This window comes from Phenylobacterium sp. (genome assembly GCF_030679875.1).
GTDB lineage: Bacteria > Pseudomonadota > Alphaproteobacteria > Caulobacterales > Caulobacteraceae > Phenylobacterium.
Genome location: NZ_JAUXSP010000006.1, coordinates 250,879 through 262,120 on the forward strand (window position 1 = coordinate 250,879; position 11,242 = coordinate 262,120).

Annotated in this window: 11 protein-coding genes and 1 pseudogene; 7 read left to right on the forward strand and 5 right to left on the reverse strand. The window is 67.6% G+C overall.

The annotated features are described in order from the left end of the window. The first annotated feature begins 8 nt into the window (after positions 1-8). The 5 genes from Q8K84_RS04405 to Q8K84_RS04425 all read left to right on the forward strand — a co-directional run bounded on the left by Q8K84_RS04405 (position 9) and on the right by Q8K84_RS04425 (position 6,303). Complete coding sequence (locus Q8K84_RS04405; protein ID WP_305281211.1) at positions 9-1,172, forward strand: PepSY domain-containing protein; 1,164 nt, start codon at positions 9-11, stop codon at positions 1,170-1,172. 58 nt (positions 1,173-1,230) lie between these two features. Beyond that, positions 1,231-1,707 carry a glutathione peroxidase gene (locus Q8K84_RS04410; protein WP_305281213.1) on the forward strand — a complete coding sequence of 159 codons (477 nt, stop codon included), beginning with the start codon at positions 1,231-1,233 and terminating at the stop codon, positions 1,705-1,707. Between the two features lie 186 nt (positions 1,708-1,893). Further along, positions 1,894-4,236 carry a TonB-dependent siderophore receptor gene (locus Q8K84_RS04415; protein WP_305281215.1) on the forward strand — a complete coding sequence of 781 codons (2,343 nt, stop codon included), beginning with the start codon at positions 1,894-1,896 and terminating at the stop codon, positions 4,234-4,236. A 12-nt stretch (positions 4,237-4,248) separates the two neighbouring features. After that, entirely contained in the window at positions 4,249-5,520 is a 1,272-nt protein-coding gene (locus Q8K84_RS04420) for an aminotransferase class V-fold PLP-dependent enzyme (RefSeq protein ID WP_305281217.1), read from the forward strand. 63 nt (positions 5,521-5,583) lie between these two features. After that, on the forward strand, positions 5,584-6,303 hold the full coding sequence (locus Q8K84_RS04425) for an aspartate/glutamate racemase family protein (RefSeq protein ID WP_305281219.1): 720 nt from the start codon (positions 5,584-5,586) through the stop codon (positions 6,301-6,303). On the opposite strand, the gene Q8K84_RS04430 is transcribed toward Q8K84_RS04425, so the two are convergent. The 5 genes from Q8K84_RS04430 to erpA form a co-directional block, all read right to left on the reverse strand. Further along, complete coding sequence (locus tag Q8K84_RS04430) at positions 6,304-6,651, reverse strand: hypothetical protein (protein ID WP_305281221.1); 348 nt, start codon at positions 6,649-6,651, stop codon at positions 6,304-6,306. A gap of 65 nt (positions 6,652-6,716) precedes the next feature. Beyond that, entirely contained in the window at positions 6,717-7,409 is a 693-nt protein-coding gene (locus tag Q8K84_RS04435) for an NnrU family protein (protein ID WP_305281223.1), read from the reverse strand. A 50-nt stretch (positions 7,410-7,459) separates the two neighbouring features. Beyond that, positions 7,460-8,164: a hypothetical protein gene (locus Q8K84_RS04440; RefSeq protein WP_305281225.1), complete on the reverse strand. Its 705-nt coding sequence runs from the start codon at positions 8,162-8,164 to the stop codon at positions 7,460-7,462. 42 nt (positions 8,165-8,206) lie between these two features. Next, positions 8,207-8,986, reverse strand: a complete 780-nt coding sequence (gene xth / locus Q8K84_RS04445; RefSeq protein WP_305281227.1) for an exodeoxyribonuclease III — start codon at positions 8,984-8,986, stop codon at positions 8,207-8,209. A gap of 92 nt (positions 8,987-9,078) precedes the next feature. Further along, entirely contained in the window at positions 9,079-9,411 is a 333-nt protein-coding gene (erpA, locus tag Q8K84_RS04450) for an iron-sulfur cluster insertion protein ErpA (RefSeq protein WP_305281229.1), read from the reverse strand. An 83-nt stretch (positions 9,412-9,494) separates the two neighbouring features. Between erpA and Q8K84_RS04455 the strand changes: the two genes are divergently transcribed. After that, on the forward strand, positions 9,495-10,673 hold the full coding sequence (locus Q8K84_RS04455) for a deoxyguanosinetriphosphate triphosphohydrolase (RefSeq protein WP_305281232.1): 1,179 nt from the start codon (positions 9,495-9,497) through the stop codon (positions 10,671-10,673). Between the two features lie 102 nt (positions 10,674-10,775). Beyond that, positions 10,776-11,242 (forward strand): annotated as a pseudogene (locus Q8K84_RS04460) (SPOR domain-containing protein); the annotation flags it as partial.

The following is an 11,242-nucleotide window of genomic DNA, read 5'->3' on the forward strand; positions in this document are numbered from 1 at the left end:
GGTGGGAGGTGCACCAGTGGGCGGGCCTGAAGGTCTCGATCCTGCTGAGCTTCATCCTGCTCACCGGAACCCTGGCGACCCTCAGCCACGAGATTGACTGGCTGCTGCGGCCCGCCATGCGGGTCGATCCCGCCACGGTCGGCGCGGAGGTGAATTGGGCGGCGGTGGCGCGAACGGCGGCGGCTCAGGCCGGGGCGGGGCGGGTTGTCAGCCTGGAGGGGCCGATCGATCCCTGGTTCGCTGCGGCGGCGATCCTGGAAGCCCCCGACGGAGGGCTGTCCTTCGCCTATGTCCATCCGGCCACCGGCGAATTTCAGGGGACCGGTCACTGGGTGAGCGCCCAGCGCATCCTGCGCAACATGCATCGCCACCTGATGATGCCGATCCCCATTGGCGTGCCCATCGTCACCTCCCTCTCGTTGCTTCTGGCGGTCAGCCTCGTCACGTCCTTTGTCGTCTACAAGAAGTGGTGGCGGGGCTTCCTGAGGCCCATCCGCCTGACGGACCTGCGCACGGCCATGGGCGACTTTCATCGCCTGGCCGGTCTCTGGAGCCTTTGGTTCGTGGCCCTGATGATCCTGACGGGCCTCTGGTACCTGGCCGAGGAAACGGCTTTCCCGGCGCCTCGACTGCCCGTGGCCAAGGTCAAGCCGGCCGTAGAGAGCGTCGAGATCCTGGCTTCTCGTCTCCCGGCCACATTACAGGAGGCCCAGGCCGCCAATCCAGACCTGCGCATTGAGCGGATATTGTTTCCCACCGAAAAGTCCGGCGCCTTTGTCCTGCATGGCCAAGACGAGGCGATCCTGGTGCGCAGCCGGGCCAACGCCCTCTGGACGGAGGCGGAGACCGGCGAAGTTCTGCTGGTGAACGACGGCCGGGATCTGAACCTGCACCAGAGGTTGTCGGAAGCCGCAGACCCGTTGCATTTCGGGACCTGGGGCGGGTTGGCGACCAAGGTCATCTGGTTCGTCTTCGGCCTCGCCCTGACCAGCCTTTCGGTGTCTGGCGTGGCGATCTACGCCTTGCGCCTGATCCGTACTGAGCGAAAGCCCAGGCGCTGGGGCCCGGCCCTGGCGATCAGCTGGCGGGGCATGGGGGTGTGGCGCTGGCCAGCCGTTCTGCTGATCGTCATCGGATTTCTTCTCATACCGACGGTCTTTCTGCAGGCCTAGGGTTTCGAGGGGCGGCGCGGGCCCCTAGCTTGGAGCGAAAGCCCTCCAGGAGCGCCCGATGACTGACGCCTATGCCTTTTCATTCCAAGCCATTGAGGGGGGCGTCCTGCCCCTGACCACCTTCAAGGACAAGGTCGTCCTGGTGGTGAACACGGCGTCCAAATGCGGGCTGACGCCGCAGTATGAGGGGCTAGAGAAGCTCTACGGCGACTATCGCGACCAGGGACTGGTGGTTCTGGGGGTGCCCTCCAACCAGTTCGCCGGCCAGGAGCCCGGGACCGAGGCGGAGATCGCGGCCTTCTGCGCCACAAGCTTCGGCGTGGACTTTCCCCTGACCGCCAAGACCGATGTGAAGGGCGAGAGCGCCCATCCCTTCTACCAGTGGGCCAAGGCTGAACTCGGCGAGTCCGCCGATCCAGCCTGGAACTTCCACAAGATCCTGGTGGGCAAGGACGGCCGCCTGATCCGCGCCTTTGGCCCTCGCACAGATCCGATGGATCTGGAGGTTGTCGAGGCGATCAAGGCCGCTCTCTAGACAGCGACGGGGATAGGTTCGCCTGTCCCCGTTATCTCAGCTCCATGAAACTTCATCCCCCCGTCGCGAGCCTGTCACCGCTTGGGTCCAGAGCGACGCCGTCGAGAAGGCTCGACCTGGAATCGGGGATAATCAATGCACTATATGGGTCTGAAGCGCAGACTGTACGCGACCGTCGCTATCAGCATGGCAATTGGCGCCCTGGGCGGGCAGGCCTGGGCCGATGATGCCGCCACCGTCGACGAGCTCATCGTCACCGGCACCCGGGAGGTCGGGCGCACGCAGTTCACGACCCTCGCGCCGGTCGATGTGTTGTCGCAGGACATGATCCAGGCCTCCGCCACGGCCCAGCTGGGCGAAAACCTGGCTCAGCAGATTCCCTCCTTCATCGTCCAACGCCTGCCGACCTCCGATGGCCTGCAGTTCGTCCGGCCAGCCACACTGCGCAGCCTGTCGCCCGACCAGACCCTGGTCCTGGTGAATGGCAAGCGCTTCCATCGCTCCGCCTTCCTGGGGTCTCGGGGCGCCCAGGGCGCGGACCTGGCCCAGATTCCATCCTATGCGGTCAAGCGCATTGAGGTGCTGCGAGATGGCGCTTCGGCCCAGTACGGCTCGGACGCCATCGCCGGCGTCATCAACATCATCCTCAATGATCAGCCCGGCGTGCGCGGCTTTGCTCAGGCCGGACAGTTCGCAGAGGGGGACGGGGTCACCTACCGGGCCGGCGCGCAGGCTGGCGTCGAGATCGGCGCGGCCAACTTCAACCTGACCGCCGAATGGTCGGACGCCGAGGCCACCTCGCGCACCCGCCAACGGCAGGACGCCATCGCTTTCCAAGCCGCCAATCCGACGCTCAGGGTCCCCGACCCCGTGCAGCGTTGGGGCAATCCTGACCTGGAGACCCGGGCGCTTGGCCTGAACGCAGTGGTCGACACTGGCGAAGCTGGCGAGCTCTACGGCTTTGTCACCTATACCGAGACCGAGGGCGTCAACGACATCAACTGGCGCAATCCCGACACCAATCCAGGCATCTATCGCCCCACCGCGGCCTTCCCGGGCTTTGATCTGCGCAGCATCTATCCCGCCGGCTTCACCCCCATCGAAGGGGTCGAGTCCCAGGACTATCAGACGCTGGCCGGCTTCCGGAACGTCTCGGGCGACTTCACCTGGGATCTCAGCGCCGCCTACGGGCGCAACGACACGGCCTTCTTCCTCAACAACACCATCAACGCCTCGCTCGGCCCCAACAGCCCGACGGACTTCGATCTCGGCCGGCTGTTGCAGTCGGAGTTCAACCTGAACGCTGACGCGGTCTATCGGATGGACATGGCCGCCCTGGCCGCGCCGCTGAACATCGCCTTCGGCGCCGAGCGTCGGGTGGAGACCTATGCGATCCGCCCCGGCGATCCGGACTCCTACGCCGTCGGCCCGGGCGCCGCGTTTGGTCTGGCGCCAGCCTCCAACGGCTTCCCCGGCTTCAGCGACATCCAGGCGGGTGAGTGGTCGCAGGAAAGCTATGCCGCCTATGTGGATGTCGAAGCCCAGCTGACGCAGGCCTGGAGCCTGGGCGGCGCGCTTCGCTACGAGGACTTCTCGGAGTTCGGCGATACTTTGAACGGCAAGATCGCCAGCCGCTACGCCATCACCGACAACCTCGCGCTCCGCGGCGCATGGTCCAGTGGCTTCCGCGCCCCCACGCCCGGCCAGCTGAACTCCACCAGCACCTCGCAAGGCCTGGACACAGTGACCTTGCAGCTCTTCACCTCGGGCCGCCTGTCGCCGACCAATCCGGTGGCGGTCTTCCTGGGCGCCGAGGCCCTGGAGCCGGAGACCTCCGAAACCCTCACGGCCGGCCTGACCTGGCGCACCGACTTCGGCTTCTCAGGGTCTATCGACGCCTATCAGATCGATGTGAGCGACCGCTTCTCCTCCTCGGCCGCCGTCACCGTGACCCCAGCCATCCGCGCCCAGCTGGTGGCGGCCGGCGTGCCCGGCGCCTCGGCCTTCACGCGCATCAACTGGTTCGCCAACGACTTCGACACCCGCACCCGCGGGGTGGACGTGGTCGGCGCCTACGACCGCGATCTCGGCCCAGGCGGGCTCAATCTGACGGGCGCCTACAACTACAACCAGACCGAGGTCACGGCTGGCTCCATCGCCGCCAATCCGACCCAGCAGCGCCTGTTCGAGGAATCCCGGCCGCAGCACAATGCGACCGCCTCAGCCACCTATGAGGTGGGGCCCTTCGAAGTCCTCGGCCGCATGCGCTACTACGGATCCTGGACGGACTCCACGGGCAACGCCACCGGCGACATCTTCCAGGACTTCGGCGCGATGACCTTCTTCGACCTCGCGCTGACCTATGCCCCGACGGAGTTTGTCTCCATCCGGATCGGGGCGGAAAACGTCTTCGACTCCTATCCGGACGAGGCGGTGTTCCAGGCCAGCCGCGGGCTCGTCTACTCGCGGAACTCGCCCTACGACACCAACGGGGCGATGTACTATCTGCGCTTCGACACCAGCTTCTAGGGACGATCGGCCATGGCGAAACTCACCCGTCGCGGCGTCGTCGCCGCCGGTCTGGCCCTGGGCGCAGGCTCAGCGGCTTCGGCCGCCCGGCCGGCGGCGGGGGGGATCGTCCTGGCCGCCGACGAGACGTACTGGGCAGGGATCGCCGCCCAGTACGATCTCGCCTCGGACGTCGTCCAACTGGAGAATGGAAACTGGGGGGTGATGGCGCGCCCCGTCCTGGCGGCCTATGAGCGCCACCAGGCGATGGTCAATCGCCGGAACTCCTTCTACTCGCGCCGGGAACATGGCTCCGACCTGACCCGGATCCGGGCGCGGGTGGCCGCCAGTCTCGGGGTGGAGCCGGACGAGATCGCCTTCACCCGCGGGGCCACCGAGGCCTTGCAGGCCCTGATCGGCGGCTACAACCGGCTCAGGGCCGGCGACCAGGTGCTGACCGCTGACCTGGACTATGACTCCATGCAGAGCGCCATGGCCTGGCTCAAGGACCGCCGTGGCGCGGACCTTGTCCGGGTCAGCCTGCCTGAACCTGCCACCCGGGAGGGGCTGATCGAGGCCTATGCCATGGCCCTCGACGCCCATCCGAGGGTGAAGCTGATGCTGCTGACCCAGGTCAGCCATCGCAACGGCCTTCGCCTGCCCGTGGGAGAGATTACCGCCTTGGCGCGGGCTCGCGGTGTGGACGTGATCCTGGATTCCGCCCATGCCTGGGGCCAGGTGGACACGCAGCTGCGCGCGCTGGGCGCTGACTTCGTGGGTCTGAATGGCCACAAGTGGATCGGCGCGCCCATCGGGGTCGGCGTCCTCTACATCGCCAGGTCCCGCATCGCCGATATCGACCCCTTCATGGGCTCGGACGACCATGCCGCCGGCGACGTGCGCCTGCGGGTCCATACGGGCACCGCCAACATGGCCGCCTATCTGGCCCTGGAGGATGCGCTCGACTTCCACGAAGCCATAGGAACCCCGGCCAAGGCCGCGCGGTTGACCTATCTGCGTCGCCGTTGGACCGAGCCCCTGCGCGGCGTGGCGGGCGTGCAGGTCCTGTCGCCGCCAGATGACCAGATCGGCTCGGCCCTGGGCGCCTTCCGACTGACGGGGCGTGCGACGCCGGCGGACAACGTGGAGCTGGCCCGGGTTCTGCTGGAACGGTTCGGAATCTTCACGGTCGCCCGGCATGGCCTGGCAAGCGGATCCTGTGTCCGGGCGACGGTCAGCCTCTTCACCCGTCCGGCTGAGGCAGACCGGTTGAGCCAGGCCCTCCTGGAGCTCAGCCGGACCTGAAGGCGCCACCGGTCCCGCAGCCTTGGCGACTCCCTGGGTGAGCGGTAGGGAGGGGGCCTAGGCTTGAAAGGTCATCTGAAACCCATGCGGCGTCTGGGCCTGATCGGCGGCATGAGCGCCGAAAGCACCACCACCTACTACCAACTGCTCAATCAGGGGGTTCGCGCCCGCCTGGGCGGACTGCATTCCGCCGAGCTTCTGCTGTGGTCGGTGGACTTCGCCCCCATCGCCCAGATGCAGGCCGCAGGCGACTGGGCGAGGGCCGGCGCGCAACTGGCTCAGGCGGCCCATGTCCTGGAGCGGGCGGGGGCCGAGGCCGTGCTGATCTGCGCCAACACCATGCATCTGGTGGCCGATCAGGTCGCCGCCGCCGTGTCCGTGCCGCTGATCCATATCGGCGACGCCACCGCCGGCGCCCTGGTGGAGCTCGGCGTCAAGCGGCCCCTGCTGCTGGCCACCCGCTTCACCATGGAAGAGCGCTTCTACCGCGCCCGCCTGGAAGACTACGGCCTTGAGCCCATGATCCCAGGGGACGGCGCGCGGGAGCGGCTCCACGCGATCATCTATGATGAGCTATGCCAGGGGGTGATCGATATGGGGTCCAGGACGGCGGTCATGGCCATGATCGAGCGTGGCCGGGCCGAGGGCGCCGACAGCGTCATCTTTGGCTGCACGGAGATTGGTCTGCTGCTGGAGCCGGAGTCGGTCGGTCTGCCCGTGGTCGATTCCGCCCTGGCCCATGTCACAGCCGCCCTGGACTTCGCCCTGGCGGCGCAGGCCTGATCAGTCGCGACGCCGCTGCCGGTCGGCCTCGGCGTTGATATATTCTTCAAAGCCGCTGGCCTTAACCGCCCGGTCTTCCAGCCGCGCTGGGCTGGGCGCTCCCCCGGCGCTATCGCCCGGCTTGAAGGTCACGCCTGGCTCGGAGGCGGGCGGCGCATCGACGGCGTAGGGGCTGGGCTGGTCCCAGGGCGCCGGCCCCCCCTTACTGGCTTCGTAGTCCGCCCGTTCGGCGTCGCTGACCACGCCATCACGATTGGCGTCGGCCGGATGGTGGAGCCGCAGCGTCTGGGCCTGGGGGCTCCCGGCGAGGAGCATCGCCAACAGGGTTGCGGGCCAGAAAACGCGCATTTCGAGCGTCCCTCTCACTGGAGTCAGCCCAGATCATCGCCCCTGCGGTGGAGGCGGGCAAGGCCTCAGGGCAGGGCGACGGCGCCGAACAGGTGCGGATGGCTAACCAGCAGGACCGCATAGACGATCAGGGCCGCCAGGGGACGCCACAGGCCAAGCTCCCCCAGGCGCAGGGACTGGCGACCGGCCAGGATCGCCGCGAAGGGGATGTTCGAGGTCTGGCTGGCGAAGGGCTCCCAGGCCGCGCCCAGGACCCGGCGGCGTTTGGCGTCGATGCTGGTGGTTCCCGCGATCGCCAGGACCAGCAGGGTGCCGAAAAGGGTCATGCCCGCCCGGTCGCCATTGACGATCAGATGGCCTACCGCCCAGATCGCCACGCCCCACAGGAATGGATGACGGGTGATGCGCAGCACGCCCTTCACGGCGTCTTCCCGCTGCAGGACACCCTCCTGCTTCACGCTCGTCGGATTGGGGGTGGTCAGGCCGATGACGACCAGCATGACGGCGATGAATTGCAGGAGGAGTTGGATATGGCGGGTGGCGTCGCCGACTCCCCAGTAGACGGTGTTCCAGACCTCGCCCCTGGCCTGGCCGTAGGCCATGATCATCCAGGTGAGGCCGGCGATGGAGAGCAGGGAGAAGAGGCCCATATAGGCGCCTTCGCCAATGCGGCTGACCACGACGTCCCGGGCGCGGGTCCCGGAGATCAGCAGATGGATCAGCACGAAAAAGGCCGCTGCGGCGGTTAGCTGGATCATGTGGTCTTCCCCCAGGCGCAGGCGGACCCTCCCGCGATAAATTTACAGTGTCAAGAAAAGGCTTCGTCCGGCTCGTCGTCCTCGAACAGATCGCGGGTGCGGGGCTCGTCCCGGCGGGGTGAGGGGCGTGAGCGCGCCGTTGCTGCGGGCGCCTCATCCCAGGGCGGGGCGTCCGCCTCGCGGGGAACGGGCGCCGCAGGTGGGGCGGCCTGTGGCGTTGGCGCCGGCCGCGGGGGGCTGGAGCGGCGCAGAATAGCCTCGACCCGCGCGACCCAGCGATTGGCTTCCTGGATGCACTCCGCTGGGGACGGGGCGTTGCGCTTGGCCTCATCGCCAGGGGTCCAGAGGGTGATCTCAAAGTCAGGGTAGCGCGGATCGTCAAAGATCAGGCGGAGGGCGACCTGGCCAGCGCCTGGAGTGGTCCGGTCCAGGGCCCGCCGTCCCTCGCCGCGATAGGCCCGGGCGCGCACCTCGCCATCGACCAGCAGTTCGGCCCCGACCAGTTCATCAATGCGATAGACCAGGCACCAGGCGCCCTGGTCCCAGGCGACGGCGGCCAGGTTGCGGGCGAAGTTGAACCCGACGCCTCGGCCGTTGGCGCTGAGCAGGGTGTCAGCGGGGACCTTCAGGACGTGGCGCACCGCCCGACGGATGCGGCGATCCTCGTCCATGAACCAGATGGCCGCGCTGCCGGCGAAGGTCACCGCCGTGCCCGCCAGGGCCAGCCACAGAAGGAGGCGCGCCGTCTCGTCCATGGGGCCGAAACCTAACCCCGTTCGCCGCGAGCGAGAAGCGGCTTAGAGGTCGAGTTCAATGACCAGGGGCACATGGTCCGACGGCTTCTCCCAGCCGCGAACATCCCGGTGAATCTCGCAGCCCCGCAAGAGGTCGGCCGCCTGCGGGGAGAGGAGGGCGTGGTCGATGCGGATCCCGTGGTTCCGCTGCCAGGCCCCGGCCTGATAGTCCCAGAAGGTGTAGGCGCCGGGCGCGCCATCGGCCTGGAGATAGGCGTCCGACAGTCCGAGCCACTTCAGCGCCCGGAAGGCTTCCCGCGACCGGGGCTGGAACAGGGCGTCGTCCAGCCACCTTTCGGGGTTTTCCGCATCCCGGGGCTCTGGGATCACATTGTAGTCCCCCATCAGCGCCAGGGGCTCCTCGAGGGCCAGCAGAGCCTGGGCGTGCCGGTGCAGGCGCCCCATCCAGCCGAGTTTGTAGTCGTACTTCTCGGTGGTCACCGGATTGCCATTGGGCAGGTAGATCGAGGCGACCCGGACGGGGCGGGGGCCGGACACGACGGCCTCGATATAGCGGGCCTGCTCGTCGGCCTCGTCGCCCGGCAGTCCGCGCCTCACATCCTCCAGCGGGGTCTTCGAAAGGAGGGCCACGCCGTTATAGGTCTTCTGGCCGAGAACCTCGACATTATAGCCAAGCCTTTCAAAGGCTTCGGCGGGAAATTTCTCTTCGACGCACTTGATCTCCTGCAGGCAGGCGATGTCGGGAGCGGCTTCTTCGAACCAGCGGACCACCGTCTCGATCCGCGCATTGACGGAGTTCACGTTCCAGGTGGCCAGGCGCATCGCGGTCTCCAGGGCTTTGGCGAAGCGCGAAGCTAGAGGTGCGGCCGCGCCGGCTCAATGGGCCTTGGGCCGCCAGGAGCCCATGGCTAGCCTCAGATGGAGAAGCTGACCCCGCAGCCGCAGCTCGACTTGGCGTTGGGATTGCGGATCTTGAACTCCGCCCCCACCAGCTCGTCGACAAAGTCGATTTCCGAGCCCTTCAGCATGATCAGCGACATCTCGTCCACGAGGGCGGCGGCGCCGTCCCGCTCGATGCGCAGGTCGTCGGGCTCGGCGGAGTCCACCAGGTCCAGCTGGTACTGGAATCCGGAACAGCCGCCGCCTTCGACGGCGACCCGAAGCATGATCGGCTTGCCCTGGGCCTGGCTGATCGCCTTGAGCCGTTCGGCCGCCGAGGCGGAGAGGGTGAGATCGAGTATGGTCATAGCCTGTTAAATCAACCTGTGGCCTGGACTATATGAGGACTCAAGCGGCCTCGACCAAGGGGCTGGTCCGAATGAAGGGTTCAATGGCCGCCTCCCTGCCTTTCCGCGTCGCCTATGCCGAAGATCCCACAGCCTCCCTCGGGCGCAAGGTCGCAGAGGCCGAGAGCGCCACCCGCACCCCCTTCGCACGGGACCGCGACCGCATCATCCATTGTACGGCCTTCCGGCGGCTCAAGGAAAAGACCCAGGTCTTCGTGGCCCACGAGGGCGACCACTTCCGCACCCGCCTGACCCACTCCCTGGAAGTGGCCCAGATCGCCAGGTCCCTGGCTGCGGCCCTGGGCCTCGACGTCGATCTCGCCGAAACCATCGCGCTGGCCCATGACCTGGGCCATCCGCCCTTCGGTCATGCCGGCGAGGATGAGCTGCAGGTGCTGATGGAGGCCTATGGCGGCTTCGACCACAACGTCCAGACCTTCCGGGTCGTCACTAAGCTGGAGCGTCGCTATCCCGGCTGGGACGGGCTCAACCTGACGTGGGAAACCCTGGAAGGTGTGATCAAGCACAACGGACCTGTGGCCTCCAAGCTCGACCGGCCGTCCTGGAGCGCCATCGCCGAGTTCGACGCCGACTATGGCCTGCGCCTGTCGACCTGGGCCTCGGCCGAGGCCCAGGTGGCGGCCCTGGCCGACGACATCGCCTACAACAACCACGACGTGGATGACGGGGTGCAGGCAGGCCTGTTCCACCTGAAAGAGTTGCTGGACGTCCCGCTGATTGGCCCGATCCTGCATCAGGTCTATCGGGATCATCCGGGGCTCGACGCCGGGATCACCCGCCTGGAGGCGGTGCGTCGCATGATCGGCGCCATGGTCGACGACGTGCTGACCGAGACCCGGCGCCGGGCGCAGGTCAACGGTCTGGCCAACCCCGAGGCCGTGCGGATGATGTCAGGCGCCCTGGTCGCCTTCTCCCCGGACATGGTCGAGGATCTGGCCCAGCTGCGGGCCTTCCTGATGGAGCGGATGTACCGGCACTGGCGGGTCAACCGCACCCGCAGCCAGGCGCGCCGCATTCTGGCCGAGATGTTCGGCTTGTTCATGCAAGAGCCCGACGTCCTGCCGACAGAATGGTTCGCCCGGTCCAAGGATCGGGGGGACGCCGGTCGGGCGCGGGTGGTCTGCGACTACATCGCCGGAATGACTGACCGCTACGCCATCGAAGAACATCGTCGGCTTTTCCACCTCGATGTCTGGAATTAGCACGCATGAGGGCCGCATCTACGGTGCGGCTCCGATAGACTGACGCCCAGCCCCGCCTGATTCGCGGCGGGTCCCAAGACCTTTTCCCGCGGAGCCTTCGCGATGTCCGACCATGATCGCGGCGCCTATACGCCCCCCACTGACGCGCCGCTGTCCTTCGATGCGCGCCAGCCCGTGCGGGGCTCGCGCCCGGCGCCCATGATGCTGGTGATCAGCGCCGTGGTGCTGGTCGTGATGGTCGTGGCCATCGTGCTGATCTACCGCTCCGGGGCCCGTGAGGCGGGAGATCCGCCGCAGACTGTCGGCGCCCCCGTGGGCGAGATGAAGACGGCGCCCACCGCCGCAGATCAGCCCATCGACCCTGCGACTGGCCTTCAGATCTATCGCTCCGATGACGCCAACGCGCCGGCCGAGCCGAACTTCGTGGCGCCCCCTGAGGAGCCCCAGGCGCGGCCTGATCCGCAGCTTCGTCCCTCAGCGCCTGTGACGAGCCAGCCCGCGCCCCCCGCCCAACCGGCGCCGGCCCCCGCCGCAAAGGCGCCAGCGCCCAGCGCGCCTGCGCCCGCGGC

Coding starts and splice junctions, on each gene's coding strand:
- Q8K84_RS04410 (WP_305281213.1), top strand. CDS start 1,231: ATGACTGACGCCTATGCCTTTTCATTCCAAGCCATTGAGGGGGGCGTC.
- Q8K84_RS04415 (WP_305281215.1), top strand. CDS start 1,894: ATGGCAATTGGCGCCCTGGGCGGGCAGGCCTGGGCCGATGATGCCGCC.
- Q8K84_RS04420 (WP_305281217.1), top strand. CDS start 4,249: ATGGCGAAACTCACCCGTCGCGGCGTCGTCGCCGCCGGTCTGGCCCTG.
- Q8K84_RS04430 (WP_305281221.1), bottom strand. CDS start 6,651: ATGCGCGTTTTCTGGCCCGCAACCCTGTTGGCGATGCTCCTCGCCGGG.
- Q8K84_RS04435 (WP_305281223.1), bottom strand. CDS start 7,409: ATGATCCAGCTAACCGCCGCAGCGGCCTTTTTCGTGCTGATCCATCTG.
- Q8K84_RS04440 (WP_305281225.1), bottom strand. CDS start 8,164: ATGGACGAGACGGCGCGCCTCCTTCTGTGGCTGGCCCTGGCGGGCACG.
- xth (WP_305281227.1), bottom strand. CDS start 8,986: ATGCGCCTGGCCACCTGGAACGTGAACTCCGTCAATGCGCGGATCGAG.
- erpA (WP_305281229.1), bottom strand. CDS start 9,411: ATGACCATACTCGATCTCACCCTCTCCGCCTCGGCGGCCGAACGGCTC.
- Q8K84_RS04455 (WP_305281232.1), top strand. CDS start 9,495: ATGGCCGCCTCCCTGCCTTTCCGCGTCGCCTATGCCGAAGATCCCACA.